General features: G+C 68.1%; 17 protein-coding genes and 3 pseudogenes. 6 read left to right on the plus strand and 14 right to left on the minus strand.

What is annotated here, in order from left to right; all coding sequences use genetic code 11:
* Positions 1–267: 267 nt before the first annotated feature.
* Together GA0070613_RS30905 and GA0070613_RS30910 are read right to left on the minus strand one after the other, a co-directional pair.
* The gene (locus GA0070613_RS30905; RefSeq protein WP_089015499.1) at positions 268–1,491 is read right to left on the minus strand and encodes an exonuclease domain-containing protein; all 1,224 of its coding nucleotides are present in this window, start codon (positions 1,489–1,491) and stop codon (positions 268–270) included.
* A 9-nt stretch (positions 1,492–1,500) separates the two neighbouring features.
* Positions 1,501–2,193 (minus strand): DUF6218 family protein, encoded by a 693-nt coding sequence (locus GA0070613_RS30910; RefSeq protein WP_089015500.1) that lies wholly within the window; start codon positions 2,191–2,193, stop codon positions 1,501–1,503.
* A gap of 640 nt (positions 2,194–2,833) precedes the next feature.
* Between GA0070613_RS30910 and GA0070613_RS30915 the strand changes: the two genes are divergently transcribed.
* Together GA0070613_RS30915 and GA0070613_RS30920 are read left to right on the plus strand one after the other, a co-directional pair.
* Entirely contained in the window at positions 2,834–3,649 is an 816-nt protein-coding gene (locus GA0070613_RS30915; protein ID WP_157746606.1) for an AlbA family DNA-binding domain-containing protein, read from the plus strand.
* Between the two features lie 7 nt (positions 3,650–3,656).
* The gene (locus GA0070613_RS30920; RefSeq protein ID WP_089015502.1) at positions 3,657–4,079 is read left to right on the plus strand and encodes a hypothetical protein; all 423 of its coding nucleotides are present in this window, start codon (positions 3,657–3,659) and stop codon (positions 4,077–4,079) included.
* 1,245 nt (positions 4,080–5,324) lie between these two features.
* Here the strand turns inward: GA0070613_RS30920 and GA0070613_RS30930 are convergent.
* From GA0070613_RS30930 to GA0070613_RS30940, 3 genes are all read right to left on the minus strand, one after another.
* A complete protein-coding gene (locus tag GA0070613_RS30930; RefSeq protein WP_146228237.1) occupies positions 5,325–5,708 on the minus strand; it encodes a hypothetical protein in 384 nt (127 codons plus the stop codon).
* Between the two features lie 332 nt (positions 5,709–6,040).
* Positions 6,041–6,361 (minus strand): integrase core domain-containing protein, encoded by a 321-nt coding sequence (locus GA0070613_RS30935; protein ID WP_089015505.1) that lies wholly within the window; start codon positions 6,359–6,361, stop codon positions 6,041–6,043.
* Positions 6,342–7,742: an IS30 family transposase gene (locus GA0070613_RS30940; RefSeq protein WP_089014945.1), complete on the minus strand. Its 1,401-nt coding sequence runs from the start codon at positions 7,740–7,742 to the stop codon at positions 6,342–6,344. Before GA0070613_RS30940 ends, GA0070613_RS30935 begins: the two co-directional genes overlap by 20 nt.
* A gap of 20 nt (positions 7,743–7,762) precedes the next feature.
* On the opposite strand from GA0070613_RS30940, the gene GA0070613_RS30945 reads away from it, so the two are divergent.
* From GA0070613_RS30945 to GA0070613_RS30960, 4 genes are all read left to right on the plus strand, one after another.
* Positions 7,763–8,083, plus strand: coding sequence for an integrase core domain-containing protein (locus tag GA0070613_RS30945; RefSeq protein WP_089015506.1), 321 nt, complete (start codon positions 7,763–7,765; stop codon positions 8,081–8,083).
* Positions 8,084–8,313: 230 nt separating this feature from the next.
* Complete coding sequence (locus tag GA0070613_RS30950) at positions 8,314–9,186, plus strand: alpha/beta fold hydrolase (protein WP_089015507.1); 873 nt, start codon at positions 8,314–8,316, stop codon at positions 9,184–9,186.
* A 300-nt stretch (positions 9,187–9,486) separates the two neighbouring features.
* Positions 9,487–10,482 (plus strand): hypothetical protein, encoded by a 996-nt coding sequence (locus GA0070613_RS30955; RefSeq protein WP_089015508.1) that lies wholly within the window; start codon positions 9,487–9,489, stop codon positions 10,480–10,482.
* A gap of 186 nt (positions 10,483–10,668) precedes the next feature.
* A complete protein-coding gene (locus tag GA0070613_RS30960; protein ID WP_197699019.1) occupies positions 10,669–11,652 on the plus strand; it encodes an endonuclease/exonuclease/phosphatase family protein in 984 nt (327 codons plus the stop codon).
* Between the two features lie 559 nt (positions 11,653–12,211).
* Here the strand turns inward: GA0070613_RS30960 and GA0070613_RS30965 are convergent.
* The 9 genes and pseudogenes from GA0070613_RS30965 to GA0070613_RS30995 form a co-directional block, all read right to left on the minus strand.
* Positions 12,212–13,348, minus strand: coding sequence for a tyrosine-type recombinase/integrase (locus tag GA0070613_RS30965; protein ID WP_089015510.1), 1,137 nt, complete (start codon positions 13,346–13,348; stop codon positions 12,212–12,214).
* Positions 13,349–13,496: 148 nt separating this feature from the next.
* A pseudogene (locus GA0070613_RS32565) lies at positions 13,497–13,727 on the minus strand (helix-turn-helix domain-containing protein); the annotation flags it as partial.
* Positions 13,728–13,835: 108 nt separating this feature from the next.
* Entirely contained in the window at positions 13,836–14,231 is a 396-nt protein-coding gene (locus tag GA0070613_RS33900; protein WP_231929595.1) for a hypothetical protein, read from the minus strand.
* Positions 14,232–14,472: 241 nt separating this feature from the next.
* A complete protein-coding gene (locus GA0070613_RS34100) occupies positions 14,473–14,676 on the minus strand; it encodes a DNA cytosine methyltransferase (protein WP_269459023.1) in 204 nt (67 codons plus the stop codon).
* 64 nt (positions 14,677–14,740) lie between these two features.
* Positions 14,741–14,950 (minus strand): annotated as a pseudogene (locus GA0070613_RS34105) (DNA cytosine methyltransferase); the annotation flags it as partial.
* 102 nt (positions 14,951–15,052) lie between these two features.
* On the minus strand, positions 15,053–16,051 hold the full coding sequence (locus tag GA0070613_RS30985; protein ID WP_089015511.1) for a DNA methyltransferase: 999 nt from the start codon (positions 16,049–16,051) through the stop codon (positions 15,053–15,055).
* A complete protein-coding gene (locus GA0070613_RS30990) occupies positions 16,035–16,910 on the minus strand; it encodes a hypothetical protein (protein WP_089015512.1) in 876 nt (291 codons plus the stop codon). Before GA0070613_RS30990 ends, GA0070613_RS30985 begins: the two co-directional genes overlap by 17 nt.
* Positions 16,911–17,057: 147 nt before the next feature.
* Positions 17,058–17,186, minus strand: a complete 129-nt coding sequence (locus tag GA0070613_RS34110; protein WP_269459024.1) for a hypothetical protein — start codon at positions 17,184–17,186, stop codon at positions 17,058–17,060.
* A gap of 3 nt (positions 17,187–17,189) precedes the next feature.
* A pseudogene (locus GA0070613_RS30995) lies at positions 17,190–17,465 on the minus strand (hypothetical protein); the annotation flags it as partial.
* Positions 17,466–17,588: the final 123 nt, after the last annotated feature.

The raw sequence follows: 17,588 nt of genomic DNA on the forward strand, positions 1-17,588 counted from the left end.
GCCACCACTCATTGATAGCCACGCCACATGTCTACCGGATCTTCGCAACCGCGTGAGCAGCGCCTGCGCGAGTTCGGAAAGCGGGGGGTGACGGGGCGCGAAACCCCCCGGACGCTTCGGTGTGAACGCGGGCACGGAGCTGCGTTTGATGCCTTCGGATGCCGTCTTAGGCCGCAGAGCAAGGCTTCGGTGCCGCCCGGTACGGTCTCCTACCGCCCGTTCTTGGCCTTCGCGCTGCCTCGTGGCTGCCTCTCCTGGTCTGGGTAACTAGAAGACGGCAGCGGTGAGTCCGGCCAGTAGTTTCTGGTAGGCGGTGGGATGGACGATCGGGATGGCGTACTGGTGGGCCTTCTTTGCCTTGCCTGACATCGTGTCTGGGTCTGCCGCGACTAGGAGCCGCGTCTTCTTCGTGACGGTGTTGCCCACTTGGAGGCCGGCAGCTCTGGCTTGCTCTTCCCACTCCCACCGCGGAGGCTCCATGGCGCCAGTGAAGACGACTGTGTCCCCGGGTTGAAGCCGCCACGTGTCGGGCCGGCGCTGCTGCGGGATGCTTGTAGCTGCGGCGGCCAAAGCTTGGTCGACGTCGGATTGTTGGAGGCCGAGCAACCCGGCCACCTCGTCCAGGTCGTGGCGCTCATCGGGCGTCAGGATGCCGTCTTCAAGCGCGATCTCAGCCAGGCTCGCCAGGTAGGTCCGGTGCAGGTGCTCGACGTCAACGCGGGCGAGCCCGAAGGTCTCCGCTGTGGCAACGAGCGCGTCGGCCTCCGTGGCAGAGATGTGCCGGTCAAGGAGCGCCTGGTCGAGCAGGTCCAGGTAGGCGTCGCCCTGCGGCTCGTGCAGCCGGGGCAGCCGGTCGACCAGTCGGGCCAGGAAGTGCTGTTCCCGCTGGCCTGCGGCGCGCCGTTGAACTGCCACCACCGGATGAGCGGCAAACGACGGCCATGTAAGTCCCGCAGCCGCCGTTACTACAGCTGCCCACGGGGGCGGGCTGCCAGCTGCTGTGAGGTAGTAAGCGAGGAGTTGGGCGGCGGCGCGGGCGTCATGCAGCGCTGAGTGCGCCTGGAACGGCGGCAGCCCAGCCGCACGACAGCAGTCGTGCAGGCTGCGACCAGCCGAGGGCAGGAAGTGCGAGGCCAGCCGCATCGTGCAGAGACCAGCGGCCTGGTCGATCGGTGCTTGGATCCCCGCGCGCTGGTACTCGGCGTGCAGGAACGGCGCGTCGAAGGTCAGGTTGTGGGCGACTAGGACCCGGCCGCGCAGCCTGCCGGCGAGGTGGCCAGCAACCTGCTCGAAGCGGGGTGCCCGCCGTGCCTCCGCAGCAGAGATGCCGTGGATGGCTTGTGGCCCGAGGTCCCGTTCCGGGTTGACCAGGCTGCACCACTCGTCGGTGATCCGACCGTTCTTGTCGACGTGGACAACGGCCACTTCGACGATCTTGTCGTGCCAGCTGGTGCGAAGGCCGGTGGTTTCGAGGTCGATGACTGCGTACACGTCGCTCCCCTACGCCGAGACCAACGAGGTGCTGGCGACGGCCTCGCGCAGTCTCGCCAACCACCGCGGCGGCAGCGGCTGCGGGTCACCCAGCGAGCGCAGGTAGACCCGGCGGTAACGCGCCTGCTCGGTGGCCTGCCAAAGCTGGGCGGTACTGGCAATGGCGGCGGTCAGCGCCAGAGCCGTCGCCGCGACCGGTGAGGCAGCCGTGCAATCAGCCCGTGCGGCCCAGGCGGCGAGGTCCTGCTGGTCTGGCATCTCGGTGGGCCACGCAAGCGGAGCGAGCTTCGACCTGGTGCTCGCCCTGTGCTGCTCGACCGCCGCGGTGTAGGTGGACCTGTGTTCGCTGATCTCGGCCAGCAGCTCGGGGATGGTGAGGATGTTGCCCTGGAGGGCGGTGAGCTGATCGGCCGGCACGACCTCGGCGATCCTGGCCAGGACGCCGATAGGGATGTCTCTGTCCCAGTCGACCAGGCATCGGTCCTGCAACATCGACATGATGCGGCGCAGCTGCTCGGGGTCCCGTTCGATTTCGTCGAAGCGCACCACCCACGCCCCACCGGCGCGACCGGTCGGGCTGAGGCGCCACACGGCCAAGGCGTCGCCGCCGCCGCTATCCGGACCGACGGCAAGAACCCCGTGGCCGCGCGCGCCGGGCACATAGTCGACCGGTACTGAGAGCTCGTTCTCGGATGCCTCCACGGCAGAAGCTCCTTGCAGGTCCTCAATAGTTGACAGCGGGATGATCACCGTAGCGGCCGTCGGTGACATCCGGGGTCGGTCAACTGGACGGGTTTCTTGCCCAGACCGCACTTCACGTTCGCACTGGCGTCCACTCTCCACTTCCGCTTGCCTCGGAAGCGATCGGGATTGGCCTACGACCGGTGAGCAGCGCGTTGGCGTTGCCAATCGGCTGCCTCTCAAGGACCGCTTGCCATGCCCCACCCACCGTGCGAGCGCGCCGTGGTCTAGTCACGAGTCAGCTCACGACGGACGACCACTCGCTTGTAAGGCGCTTTCGGCAAGAGTCGTAGCGTCCGCTGACGTCCACGGGGTGCGGGGCCGAGGCGAGATCCATCCGCACTCGTCCAGCCTCGGTCGCCACCGTTGATGTCAACAACTGATATCAGGTCGCGTCCGCTGCCGGCTCCCTGCTCGGGAGGGTGACCCCCGTCGGGGAGATGCCGGCGCAAGCTGTCGAGGGGCACCAAAGCTTGCCGACAGGCCGATGCCATGGGCGAGGGGGGCCGCCGACCTACGATGACGCGGTGCTGCTCCCCGAGTAGTTGTCGGATGTTTGGGCGCGAACCTTCCGTCGTACCTGTGGTTCACCATCTACTCCGTGACAGAACCGATGACCACCCTGCCGCTGCCGTTGTACCTCGGCCCCCAACTGCCACGCTGGCAGCCACGCACTGCCGCCGACGTCCAGGCAGCGATCGACAACGGCACGTTGACCGAGCGACACTGGCTCGACGTCAAGCTCACGCTCGGCGGTTCCTCACACAACAAGGAGATCGCCTGCGACCTTGCGTCGTACGCCAATGACGGCGGGGCGCTGATCTACGGAGTGAGCGAGGACAAAGCATCCCAGACTCTCTCGTTGGCCCCCATCGACCTCGCCGGGCAGGCCGAACGGATCGACGAAATCGCCCGCTCACGCTGCGACCCACCCCTCTACGTGGCGTGCCACCCCTTGCCGATCGACCCCAACGACCGGAGCCGTGGCCTCCTACTTGTGGAGATTCCGCCCAGCCCTGCATCGCCACACATGGTCGACGGTCGCTACTACGGCCGAGGCGACACGACGCGCCGCAAGTTGACTGACCCAGAGGTGGCCCGTCTGCATGCCGTACGGACCATGCGACAGCTCAGCGCCGAACAGCTCATCGAGCAGGAGATCGCACGGGACCCCGTGCCACCGCAACTCCGCAAACTTAGCCACATTTATGTAGTAGCGCGACCCCTGGCTACGCCACCGGATTTGCTTGCCGAAGCAATCGAAAACCGAGCGCTGGGCGATATGGTTCGCGGCCTGAACCACAAACTCGGTACGCCTGCCTCCCCGCACTGGGGTTACCTGGAATCTGAGGAACCACGTGCCGCCGGCTGGGGATTCCGGTCCTACAGAATGTTCGGCGGGCGGCCGGAATCCTGACGCCGACGTGAAGGAGGAGAACATCGTCGACCTGGAGATCGGTGACGATGGGCGGTTGATCTTGTTCTGCGGCCGCGGCTCCGACTTTTCCAGGGGACAAGACCAACAGTTCGTGCTCGATTCGGTAGCGGCGCTGTTCACTCGGGGAATCGTGGAATTAGCCGGCCAGATTGGGCGAGAGCACGGCTACAGCGGCCGGTGGATGTTCGCCCTGGGTCTCACAAACCTCACTGGCAAGATGACCAGCGCTGCCCTCAACAGGTTTGGGGGCGGCTACGTTCCCTACAGCGCCGAGCGCTACCTCGAGTCCACAGAGGTGGTCACCTCGGAACTGCTCGCCCAGCCCGGTGCCGTGACCCATCGGCTTGTCCGCCGACTGCTGCGCGGGCTCGGGACGGGCGCACACGGCTACCAGCAACTCCTTCTCTGAAGCACGCCACCGGATTAAGAGACGCACACCGGGCGATGACTGTCGCCGCGGGGCTGTCGTGACGGCTGAGGCCCCGTCTTACCTGGCGCAACGACTCTCGGTTGCTGCCGCCGCTGCGGTCGACCACGACCTACGCATTACGAGTCGGTCCCCGGGCGCTGGTCCACCGCCTGATGCTCGTGCTCGACGTGGCGTCGGCGTCCGCGAACGTCCGCTCTTGCTCGCCGGTTTGGCTGCTTACTTGGCTGCTCGGCAGATCCCCGACTCCTCTGCGATCATCGCTGGCACATGGCGCGGGACACGTGCCCATCGACCACGGGGAAGCTTAACGTGATCCGGACCGGCCTCTTCGCCGCTACTCGCGCTCGGCTGCGCCGAATCCATGCCATGTGGTCATGACGAAAGCGAACACGAGACGGAGTGCCGATCGACTGGCCGGCGGCTGACATCAAGGCTGCCTACTTCACCAACCGCATCGGCCAACCGGCCAAGATGTTGTAGACGAGAACAACCAGGCACATAAGGCCGACCACAGCGAAGGCTACGCCCATCACCCGTTCCAGCAGGATGAAGCGCGCTATACGCTCCTCGTGCGGAACTTGCCGTAGCCCGCTCGCGGTGGACATCGACCGCCGTACGTGCCACTCCGTCATGCCGCGAAAGTTGGTGGCCAGGCCGACACCTACGAGGCTCATAGCCAGGCATAGGGCGGCACCCGCCAGGACTCGCCATGTCTCCATCTGACCCCTCCCGGCGTGGCTACCGGATCTTAGTTGGCGGCCCCTGTGTCGCATCCGCGTCGCCATACCCCGGACGGCTCTCGGCTCGACCCGCGACATCTCGTTTACAAGATCTGTGCGTCGCATCCGCACGCGTCCAGCAACGGCCCCACGCTCGGGGCTTCGTCCATGCCCAGCGCACGTCTGTGCGCTGCCGTTCGGCACCGTTGCTGTCGGCGTTGCTGTCGACTGCCCTTCCGCCAAGCACGCTTTCCAAGTCTGCTCGTCCCCGTACGCGCTTGACCGGGGCGGTTCGCTACCAAGGCGAACTCGACCAGTCGTTCGTTTACGGTCGCCCCCGCACGGTCACGAACGAGACGACAAGTGAGACGAAGGCGGGAGGGTGGCGTCGCTGCTCGACCTCAGCTCTCATGGGATGTCTGTTACCGCTGCTATCGATCTTTTAGAGGGGCGAGCAGGTGCGGTCCCGTCGGGGAGACGGGCTGGACCTGTCCGCCGGCTGCGGTCACAACTTCGCGACTGCGTCCTCGAACTTCTTCGCCTGCGACGGCTTCACCTTCCCGGTCAGCCGCACAAGGACCCGCCCGTCCGCCGGTCGATAGTGGTACTCGGTGCCGAGGATTTGTGCGCCTTTCAGGGCGTCCTGAATGAACGTCGATCGGGCATCGGCGTCCCCTGCCGTCGCGAACACCTCGACCACCAGGCCGCGGTCGATGCCGTACTTCTCGGCGTCCTTGTCGCCTCCCGGCACGTCCGCTGATGCACGGGACGTGTACTGGCCAGGGCGGCCGAGCTTGTCATTGGGATCAGTGTCCTCATCCTGCTCGGCGATGTTCGACAGCGGAAGCCCAGCAGCGGTGAGGGCCTCGACCACGTCCTTGGCGCCCATCGCCGGCTTCTCGCTGGGGCTCACGGGGGGGGCTGGCGTGGTGGCACTCGCAACCGTCGACGGCCCTGCAGCGGCTGGAGGCTGGCTGTTGCCACAGCCTGCCAGAGCGAGGGCCAGAGCAGCGACGGCGCTGGTTGTGGCGAGCTGAGAACGATACAACAGGACTCCTCGACGTGACTTACCACGCAGAGGCCGCGCGGCTTCGCCATGATCGACAATTCGCGTTGGTCGCGCTATCGTCCGCGCGGTCGACCATCTTTGGCCATTTCGGGACCCTCTTCGCCCGAGACTTCGTTGAGACTGTCAATCCCCTGGAATCGTGGAGGGTTCCGTTATGCGGCCTGGGCCTCCAGGGCGCTGGCCGTTGATCGTTCGTAGTCGATGGGGGACCGCCAGTCGCAGACGGAGTGCCGGCGGCGCTGGTTGTAGAAGTCGGTGATCCAGGTGGCGATCTTCAGTCGCGCCTCGGTGCGCGTGCGGAACATGCGGCGGTGTATGTACTCGACCTTGATGGTGGAGAAGGTGGCCTCGGCGACGGCGTTGTCGAAGCACGACCCGACCCGGCCCATCGACTGGCGCACCTTCCATCGGGCGCAGGCCCGGGCGAACTCGGCCGAGGTGTACTCGGCGGATTCAACCGGTGGTCGCAACACCGGGTTGTTGGAGCGATCGTAGGTGTTCGTCGAGGGCTTCGGCTGGAGTCTTCCAGTCGAGGGTTTTCCGGGGTCGGCTGTTGAGGGCGTGGGCGACGGCGTTGATCTCGTCGGCGCTCCATCTGGATAGGTCGGTGCCTTTCGGGAAGTACTGCCGCAGCAGCCCGTTGGTGTTCTCGTTGGTGCCGCGTTGCCAGGGGCTGTGGGGGTCGGCGAAGAACACCGGGACGCCGGTTTCGACCGTGAAGCGTGCGTGCGCAGACAACTCCTTGCCGCGGTCCCACGTCAGCGACCGGCGCAGCTGCTCGGGCAGTTGGGTGATCGTCTCGGCGAGGGCTTTGCTCATCGTGATCGCCCCATAGCCGGCGAGAGCAGGACCGTTCTTCGTCCGCGGGATCACACCCCAGCCGGCCTCACGAGGCAGGTGGACTAGCATCGTGAACCTCGTCGTCCGCTCGACCAGTGTCCCGATCGCGGAGCGCTGCAACCCGATGATCAGATCCCCTTCCCAGTGCCCGGGGACGGCACGGTCCGCGACTTCAGCGGGCCGTTCACTGATCAGCGTGTCGCTTGTGACGTGCGCCCATGCGCGTTGCTTCGCGCGGGCTCGGGGAACCCGAAGCGCGCGACCGGTCCGCAAGCAGGTGACGAGTTCGCGCTTGAGGGCACCACGGCTCTGGACATAGAGCGCCTGGTAGATCGCCTCATGGCTGATGCGCATGGACTCATCCTCCGAGAACTCGGCCCTGAGCCTGCGGGAGATCTGCTCCGGGCTCCACCCGGTTGTCCATGCCCGATCGGCCCGGTGGGGCTTGTTCCGGCCCTTCCACTGCGGGCCCTGCGGGCCGGTGACCAGTCGGCCATCCGCTGTCCGGATCGCACCCGCAAGCCTTTGCTGGACGTACTCTCGGAGCCGCTCATTGGCCAGCAGCTTCGCGGTCTTCGGCCGGCGGGCTCGACGTTCCGCATGCCACTGCGCGGTCGAAGCCTTGTAGTCCAACCGGTACGTCCTGGTCGAGGCGTTGCGCCGCAACTCCCGCGAGATCGTCGACGGGTCTCGGCCAAGCTGGCGTGCGATCTCACGAACGCCCATGCCTTGCGCTCGCGACAGAGCGATGTCCTCTCGTTCGCTGAACGACAGATAGCGGCCTGACACCGTCGGCGGCAACGCAGGATTCACGCCGCCAGCGTGCCGGAACCACCGGAACCCAACCGGCGACGACACACCCGCCACCGCGGCCGCGTCCTCGGTCATCACACCGGATCGGATCGCAGCCCAAAACTTGACCCTGTCCTCACGCCACGCCACCGTCGGCCGCCCCGGCGAAGGAATCTGACCCCGATACTCCCGAACCCGCTTCTGCCCCGGCCCATAAGCCATCGCTCCACCTCTCCGACGAGGTGTTGCGACGACCGGTTGAATCCGCCGAGTACACCTCGGCCGAGTTCGCCCGGGCCTGCGCCCGATGGAAGGTGCGCCAGTCGATGGGCCGGGTCGGGTCGTGCTTCGACAACGCCGTCGCCGAGGCCACCTTCTCCACCATCAAGGTCGAGTACATACACCGCCGCATGTTCCGCACGCGCACCGAGGCGCGACTGAAGATCGCCACCTGGATCACCGACTTCTACAACCAGCGCCGCCGGCACTCCGTCTGCGACTGGCGGTCCCCCATCGACTACGAACGATCAACGGCCAGCGCCCTGGAGGCCCAGGCCGCATAACGGAACCCTCCACGATTCCAGGGGATTGACAGAGCCGATGAGGGGTGCCCGAGGCGTAAGGTTCCAGGGCGCTCGGCGTTGCGTCGCCGGTTGGTCGGCGATGCCTGGTACGGCCGGATTCGGATAGGGATGGGGGCTCCGAGCCATCGTGACGGCTTCAGCCAGGCCCGGTGCCGGCGCGTGGGCGCAAGGGCCGGTGAGTTTTCACCACGGGAGGGTTCAACACTGTCATGACGAACACCCACACGCTGGAGACCGCCGAGGCCGACATCGTCTACGACGTGCACGGCCCGCTACCCACGGCCGACGAACGCCCACCGCTGTTCATGATCGGCCAGCCGATGGACGCCAGCGGCTTCGCCACGTTGGCGTCGTATTTCCCCGACCGCACCGTGGTCACCTATGACCCACGCGGCCTTGGCCGCAGCAGCCGCAAGGACGGCCGAATCGACCATGACCCCACGGTCCAGGCCACCGACGTCTACGCCGTTATCGAGGCGCTGGATGTCGGACCGGTCGAGATGTTCGCCAGCAGTGGCGGCGCGGTGACCGCGCTGGCCCTGGTGGCGGCCTATCCCCACGACGTGACCACCCTGGTGGCCCACGAGCCACCACTCATCCCGGTGCTGCCCGATGCCGAGGCCGCCGAGCGCGCCCGCAGCGGCGTTCGCGACGCCTACGAGGCCAGGGGGTCGAACGCCGGTATGGCGGCCTTCATCGCCATGACGTCGTGGCGAGGCGAGTTCACCGCGGACTACTTCGCCCAGCCCGCGCCGGATCCCGGCCAGTTCGGGATGCCGACCGAGGACGACGGCTCTCGTGATGATCCGCTGCTGTCCGACAGGTCCTGGGCGGTCAGCAGCTACCGGCCCGACCTGGACGCGCTGGCCGCGGCGCCGACCCGCATCGTGATCGCCGTGGGCGAGGAGTCCGCAGGTATCTTCACCGGACGCAGCTCGGTGGCCACCGCCGAACTGCTCGGCCAGCAGCCGACCGTGTTCCCCAGCCACCACGGCGGCTTCCTCGGTGGCGAGTTCGGATACCCCGGCCAACCCGAGGCCTTCGCGCGCAAGCTGCGCGAGATCCTCGACGGCGACAGCTGACGCAGTGCACTCCGCCTCGCCGTCGATCTGGGCAACCTTCACCACCTCATCGACGCCACCGGCCGGCAACTCCGCGACGTGGATCGGCGTGCAATGCCCGACGGCGTGGACCACTGGCCGCCTGACTCACCCACCAACCGCCAGCTGGGCTGGCAACACCCATCCCGCTTGGATCCCATCGCAATTCGTGGGCTGTCGGCTTGACGACACCACGCTGGACGCCGGTGCCCGCCAGGCGCACCTTTCTCGGTACACGCTGCGTAAACAAGGGCGTGCTCACTGCGGTCGAGGAGCATCGAAATGTCCGACATCGAGGTGAAGTCCTACCGCTACCTGCGAACGACGATGGTCGCCTTGCTGCTGGGCCTAGGAGCGTCGGTCGTCTACCACAGCCTGCAAGCGGGCGCTTTCCTCGCATCCGTTAGTGCCTACTACTACACCCCTGCGCAGGCGATCTTCGTCAGCGCCCTCATCGCCCTCGGAGCCTGCATGATCGCTCTGAAAGGGACGAACGAGATCGAAGACGTATTCCTCAACCTCGGCGGCATGTTCGCTGCCGTGGTCGCGATCGTTCCCACGTCACGCGGCGCGGACTACAGGACGGCGATTCGTGCCTGCGAGCAGGCGGACAGCCCGACGCTCGAACAGCTGGACTGCCCCACGGTCCGGACGCTGGCCGAGGCCACCAAAGCGAACGTCGAGAACAGCACGATCGCTCTGCTGTTTGTGGGCGCGCTGGCTCTCCTCGCCGCCGTACTCTTCTACTCGCTCAAAGACCGGAGGACGCCTGGGGCAAAGTTCCCCCGCTGGGCATTCGTCGCGACGTTGGTGGTGTACGGCGGCTGGGCCGGTGCTTTCGCGGCGTCCCGGGCATGGTTCATTGACAACGCCCACTACATCGCCGCCGTCGGTCTGCTTGCATGCATCATCGTCGTGGCGGTGGCCAACGCACTTCGACGCGACCAGGGGCGGCAGGAGACTCTCAACGCCGTTCCCGGCGCGCTGGCCCGCTCCACGGATTTCTACGCATGGTTCGCGCGGATCCTGCTAGGGGCTGCCGGCGTAGGCATCTTGCTGTGGCTTGTCGACTGGATCAGCCTGTTCCTGCTCGAGATCGTCGTCGCCGCGTTCTTCGCCGTGTTCTGGATGGTGCAGACCATCGAACGGTGGCGCGACGAACCCCGGCCCGGCGGCGGTGGTCCTGGAGAGCTGTCACCGAGTGAAGCGCAACGGTCCGGCCCAGGCAGCCGACGTCCTGACCACGACCAAACCGACCGGACAGTTGGACGGGCTTAGCCTCGATGGTTCGCGCCTGACGCCAGTTCCGTCCGCCCGGAAGATTTGATCGCTGTTGATGTATGCGGTTCTGGTTCGGGAATCGTGGGGGTGTAGCGCCTGTTGTTGGGGCATCCCGGGCAGTTACCGTATGCAGCGGTGGTAGCACAGGTGGTACGTGCCGGTTGCTCGGGTGAGGTGATGGTGGTGCTGCGGATCGCCACGTTCAACGTGGAGAACCTCGATGAGACGCCGTCGGGGGCGCGTCCGTCGTTGGCGGAGCGGGTGGCGTTGATGAAGCCCCAAGTGGCTCGGCTTCGCGCCGATATCGCATGTTTTCAGGAGGTTCATGGTCAGGAGCGGCCGGGGCAGCCGCGGGCATTGCTGGCGTTGCGGGAGCTGCTGGGCGGCACGAACCTCGACGGTGCGGGGATGGTCAGCACGAAGCCGGACGGCGACGCGGTGTACAACGAGCGGAACCTCGTCGTGGTGACCCGGCTGCCGATCGTGGCGCACCGGCAGTTGCGCAACGAGTTGGTGGCCGAGCCTCGGTATCTGCGGCTGACCGCGATCCCGGCCGATCCCGCTCCGGTCTCGGTCGGTGTCGAACGCCCGATCCTGCACGTCGAGGTCGACCTGTCTTCGGTCGGTGGTGGGCGGCTGCATGTGATCAATGTGCATCTGAAGTCGAAGATCCCCACGGACATTCCTGGGCAGAAGATCGACTCTTACACGTGGCGGACCGCGGACGGGTGGGCCGAGGGCGTGTTCATCTCCTCGATGAAGCGGATGAGTCAGGCCTTGGAAGTCCGGCGGCTGGTTGACCAGATCCTGGATGCCGAAGCCGACGCTCGCATCGTGGTGGCTGGTGACTTCAACGCGACCCCGGAAGATGTTCCAGTGCTGGCCATCCGCGGGCAGGTGGAAGACACCGGCAATGGCGATCTGGCCGGCCGGATCCTGGTCCCGGTCGAGCAAACCGTTCCTGCCTCGTCCCGCTACACGCTTTACCACCAGGGGCACGGGCAGATGCTCGACCACATGCTCGTCACCCGCAACCTCCTCGCCTTCTACCGTGGCTCGGAGATCCACAACGAGGTCCTCCACGACGAGTCCGCCGCGTTCGGCACCGACCGGAAGTACCCCGAGTCCGACCACGCACCGATGGTCGCCACCTTCGACTTCGACTGACCAGGCTCCGTCTTTCGAGATCGGCGGGCGCGTGATCGCCCTCGCCAACGTTGACGCGCCGGCAGCATTCAGGGGGTAGACGAGGGCGATGCGAGCAGGGCCGCGAGGATCTTGACCACCCGAGCCACAGACGGAAGCGCAAGAGAGACCAGGCCGAGCAGGTTGCGGCCCGGTCGCTCGCGTCGCGTGGATAGCGCATTCACCAGCAGCTATCCCACCGCGGCCTGCGGCGCCGAGCCAGCGGGTTCCGCCCGCCGACGGCGAGAGCGTGGACCGTCGCGGTGCAAAGGAGCGCGCCGGAATGGTGCGAGGTCGGCTCCAGCACCCGTCATGCTGTGGCAGGTGAAGACGACGGCCGTGGTGCTCGCCGCCGGGCGGGCCAGGCGGGACGGTCCGAGCAGGTGAGACAGAAGCAGGTGAGACAGAAGCCCGTCGACTGATACATCTCCGGTGTGCATGACGAGCGCATCGCGGCGGGTGAACTCGGGCGCGGGCTGCGCGACAGGTACGGCAGACGGTGAGCGCGCCTGATGGGCACGCCCTCGACCGGTCCGACCTGTCAGGCGACAGGGCGCAGCCGGCGGACGAACGTGTCGGGGCTGTCGGGTTGGGTCGTTTCCCAACGCCGCTGTAGTGCCTCGATCAGGTTATTGATCATGGGTTCGGTGACGTGGCTGTAGATGCCTCGCACCCCGGCGAGGCGGTGTCCGAGGCGGCGGGCTTGGGCGATCTCGGGGATGCCGTCTTCGATGAGCCAGGTCTTGTGAGTGTGGCGCAGGTCGTGGAAATGCATGCCGGGCAGCACTGGTGGAATGCCGCGTTCCGGGTCGCCGGAGACGGACGGGGTCCAGGCACGGCGGTTGAAGTTGGAGCGGCGTTGGTGGTGGCCGCGGGCGCCGGGGAAGACGGTGTCGTGGGGGTGTTCGGCGAGGTGGGTGGCGAGGAGGTTGGTGAGGAAGCGGGGTAGGCGGATGTGGCGGACGGAGTCGTTGGTCTTGGGTGGGCCGAGGTACAGCTTGCCTTCGACTTCGTGCAGCGCGCCGACGTCGGGGTGGACGTAGATGCTGCCGGTGGTGAGGTCGAGGTTGTCTCGGTGGAGGCCGGCGAGTTCTCCCCATCGCATGCCGGTGTAGGCGGCGGTGAGGATCATCAGCCCGTCGGAGGCCCGTGGTTGGCGGGCGACGATGGCGGCGACCTGGTCGGCGGTGGCGTGGGGTCGTTCGGCGCGGATGCCTTTGGGGATACGGATGCCGCGGCAGGGGTTCAACGGGATCCGCCGGTCTTCGACCGCTTCCTGGAGGATCATCGACAGCACCGTGATCACGTCGGTGACGGATCGCGGTGAGAGGCGCTTGCCGAGAGTGACGGCGAGCGTCTTGATGTGTTGGCGGCGGATGTCGGCCAGGGGCAGCGGGCCAAGGGCGGGCAGGATGTGCAGCCGCAGGTGGCTGCGGTAGGCCGACCAGGTGGCCGGGGATGCCTGGTGTGTTGACTGCCAGATCGGTACCCAGTCGGCGAGGGGGATGCGTCCGCCGCGGGGGTCGATGAAGGTGTCGCGGGCGACTTCCACGTCGATCTCTTTGGCGCGGATGACGGCGTCGGCGCGCGCGTCGTGGACGGAGTCGGTGGTGACGGTGCCGTCGGGCATGCGGAGGCGGACGCGGAATTTGGTGCGGCGTTTCTCCACCCAGGCCATGGCTATTTCTCCGATCGGTTCGTGTGCGCGGTGCGTCGGTGATGGACGCGTGACTTCCGGCGTGGGGCAAGTCGGTGGTGGTAGGCGGTCGTGGGCGTCGCCGGGTGGGGCGCCGTCCGGTGGCGGGTTCCGCGGCGGCGGCGATGAGGGCGGCGAGGTCGGCGGCGGAGAAGCGCAGGTGCTTGCCGAGGAAGGTGCAGGGGATCTGGCGGCGGCCGGCGCGGCGGCGCAGCCAGGATTCCGTGACGCGCAGTCGTGCTGCGGCTTCTGACGGGGTGTAGAGACGCGGGTCTTGGTCGTCGCTGTGACCGGTTACGTGGGCAGGTGGGGGCGCGGGTGGCGGTAGCCGGCGTCGGGGTCGAGGCGGGGTGGATTGCATGCGGCTTCCTCGAGTCGAGGTGGGTGACAGGGCCTGGGCCAGCACGGGTGGCGCTTCGCGGGCAGCCGTATGGGGCCGTCCGCGAAGAGCCACATGGTGCGGCAGGGGTCAGTGATAGCGGCACAACAAGAGGCGGAGGGCGGTCGCTTGGGCGAGGACGACGCCGTTGCCGAGGACGCGCAGCGCGCCGGTGCGGGGCAGTCGGAGCGTGGGGTCGGTGACCCAGTGCTCGGGTAGGCCCATGAGCCATTCCACGAACGGTGGCGCGAGCACGGGTTTGCCGTGCTGCCCGGGTTGGGTGGGTTCGGGGACGGGGATCAGGAGTTCCCAGCGGGCGATCGCGGTGGCGTAGATCCCCCATGTGGCCCCGTCGAGTGTGCCGAGGCTGCCGCTGGTGAGCTGGGCGACGGTGGTGCGCAGGTCCGGGCCGCCGTCGCCGTGGCGGCCGGGGCCGCGCGCGTCGGAGGCCCGGGGCGTCGGAAGGCAACAACCTGGAAGACGCACCGCCGCTGACGGCAGGGTGAGGTCCCCGTGCGAGCCGCGTTGTCCGGCGCAGCCTTTCTGCCCGTCGGTGGCACGCAGGGTGGGCAGCAGTACCTCTGACAGGGGCGGCCGGAAGCCCGGGCCGGCACGGCGGCCTGAGGTGCCGGTGTCGCTAGCACGTGGGGTCGGCAGAAGGTTATGCCCGGTGCCGTGAGGTTCGATGACGTCGGGCAGTCCGCGCTGGTGGCCGGGTCCCTTGCCGTCACGGGCGCAGGGTGTGGGCAGCGTCCGCAGCCTCTCCCCCGCCGCCGTTGGCGAGCAGGAACAGCCGGTCGCGTCGGTGGGCGGCGCCGATGTCGGATGCGCGTAGGCATAGCCAGCTCGTGTCGTACCCGAGCGCGGCCAGGTCGGCGTGGACGACGTCGAGTCCGCGTCTGCGGAGGGCGGCCACGTTCTCCACGAACACGACCGGGTCGAAGACAGCGAATGGCCTGGGTGATGTGGGTCCAGAGGCTGGAGTGGGGGCCTGTGATGCCGGCGCGTTTGCCGGCGTTGGAGATGTCCTGACAGGGGAATCCGGCGGTGAGGACGTCGACGGCCGGAACGCGGGTCCAGTCGACGGTGCGGATGTCGCCGGAGTTGGGCACATCGGGCCAGTGGTAGGCGAGGACGGTGCGGGCGTGTCGGTCGACCTCGACGTACCAGGCGAGCCGGCCGCCGAGCACCAATTCAACGGCCATGTCGAGGCCGCCGTATCCCGTGCACAGCGATCCGATCCGGGGCCCCGGGCGGTGGTCACTCACGCCACCCCCCCGTGCACGCCTATGGTGATGGCCTGGCTGTCAGTCATCGGCGGCCCCGAGCGGGTCGGGCTTCTGGGTCTTGGCGAACACGAGGACGTCTTCGTGTGCGATGAGGTGCATCGGGGTGCCCGCGGTGCGGGCCCGGCGGACCTGCTGGAGCTGGAAGAAGCTGGGCCGGGCGACGAGGTGCCCGTCGCGGACGGCCGCCAGTAGGGCGACGCACCGGTCCACCGGGGTCAGGCCGGCGCGGATCCCCGCGCCGATGACCGCTGACGGCAGGTCGACCAGCTGGCCGTGCTTGCGCCAGGGGCGGGCGGTAACCACGACGATCCCGCCGGGGCGCAGCAGAGTGTGGCAGCCGGCCAGGATCTGGGCGAACCCGTCGGCGAGTCCGGTGAGGTCCCGGTAGGCGAGGTTGCCGCGGTCGGTGCCGTCGTTGTAGGCGTTGTCGAACTTCGCCACCCCGTCCGCGCCTGGGCGGACCAGGCCGTGGACGGTCGGCCCGTACGGCGGCGACGTCACCACCAGGGCGACCTGGCCGGCGAGGGCGGCGGGAACGAGGGACAGGATGCGGGTTGCGTCGCCGCGCATGACCGCGCCCCTGCCGGTCGCTCCTTGGCGTTGGGCGTGGGCGATGTTGGCGTCGGCGATGTCGGACCAACGGGACTCGTATTCGACGCCGATGGCGTCGCGGCCGGCGTGGATGGCCTCGACGAGGGTGGTGCCGATGCCGCACATCGGGTCGAGGACCAGGTCCCCGGGGTTGGTGTAGGCGGCGACGGCGTGGGCGGCGATCGCCGGCAGCATCCGGGCGGGGTGCTTCACCGATTCGGCCACGTACCGGCCTCGGCGCTGCACCGGCCCGGTGCTCTGGGCGGTCGCCCACACCGACAGGCCCTCTGGCCCGGTCGGGGCCGGGTGGCGTCCGTCGTACTCCCGGTGGCGATCCTCGGTGGCGCGGTGCGTGCCGCCGGTGCCCTCCGGCCGGGCCGGCTCGTCCGGTGCGTGGGTGGTGGGGTGCTCAGCCACGGCGGTCACCGCCCTCTCGGTGCCGCCGCCGTTGCGACGGGGCGGCCGGTGGGGGGCTGAACACCAGCAGGTCGGCGTGGACGCGGTGGTGCGTGAGCGTCCACTGTTGCCCGGCCGTCTCCTCGGCGAGGGCGAGGAGTTCTTCGTCGGTGACGTGGTAGACGAAAGCGTCGGTGTCGGTGTCGGCGGTGACCGCGACGATGTGCTGCAGGTAGCCCAGCCCGACGTTCGCCGCTGCGGCGGCGAGAGGGCTGAAGTCCTCCGGCGTCGCGGTGGTGCCGGCGGGGACCGCGACGATGAGCACGAGGCAACCGCCGGGGCGCAGCAGCCGGGCGCAGGCGGCCAGCAGACACGCCAGGCGCACCTGGCTCGTGGCCTCGTTCTCGTCGAGGGGCCAGGAGGCGACCAGCAGGCCGGTCGCCTGCGGCGAGCCATCGGGGTCGGCCGGGTCGGTGAGGTCGTCACCGAACCAGGCGCTCACCTCCGGCACGTCGTCGTTGAACTGCTGCTGCTCGGACGGGTTGGGTTCGGCAGGTTCGCTGGCCGGGCCGATGAGGAGGTTGGGTCCGTCGGTGAACCAGCAGGGGTGGTGCCGGCGCCGCCCGGCGAGGCAGGCGGTGGTGAGGGCGTGGTCGTCGGTGCAGTCGACGACAGTGTCGCCGGGCCGGCTGTAGGCGGACACGAGGCGGTAGGCCAAGCGGGCACCGACGGTGCGGCCTGCGTCGGCGGAGGTTCGGGCGGTGCGCCACACAGTGATCGGCACCGGCGGGTCGCCGGCCACAAGATCGGTCTGGGTCGGGTCGGCGCCGGAGCGGTCCGGGTCGACGGGGCGGGCGGGGGGCTGGTGCTGCGGCGTGTGCTCGCTCATGTGGTGTCGGCTCCGCGCCGCGCAGGCAGTGCGCTGACACCCTCAAACCCGTGTTTGTGTGCTCTGGCGAACGCCCCCCGTTCTCACAACGGCTCACGGTCGCTCACAACCAGCGCGAAATGAGGTACTTAGCCCCGATGTCTCGCCTCACGACCTCGTGGTTGCCCCGCTTCGCAGCGGAACGGTGTCGCCGGTGCGGCACCATTGGGTCAGGGCCCGCCAGCCGAAGGCGAGCAGCAGGCCCGGCAGGTAGAGCAGCAGCGCGAGCCAGGCCACGGGTTACGCCGTCCGGTCGGTGCAGCAGCCATCGGTGCAGCCCGGGCCTTGGCCGGTGGCGGCGTCGACGGCAGGCAGGGGTGCGCAGTCGTCGCAGTGTTCACCGCGCCAGGCTTCAACGCCTTCCTTGACCGCGACCCCGGCGATGACGAGCGCGGCGATCGGGTCGGCCCACGACCAGCCCCAGACGGCGTTGAGGACCAGGCCGACGAGCAGCACCGTCGAGAGGTAGGTGCACAGCATGGTCTGGGTCGAGTCGGCGGCCAGCCGGTCGCTGCCGGAGACAGGATCGTCCGGCGCGGAGGAAACGTCGCGGGCGCCACGCTGGGACCGTGGGAGGCCTGGTCGTGGTCCCTGACCGAACTGATACCCGACGCCTTTCCGCCCTGCCAATCACACGGC

Source organism: Micromonospora inositola (genome assembly GCF_900090285.1).
In the GTDB taxonomy this organism is placed as follows: Bacteria; Actinomycetota; Actinomycetes; order Mycobacteriales; family Micromonosporaceae; genus Micromonospora; species Micromonospora inositola.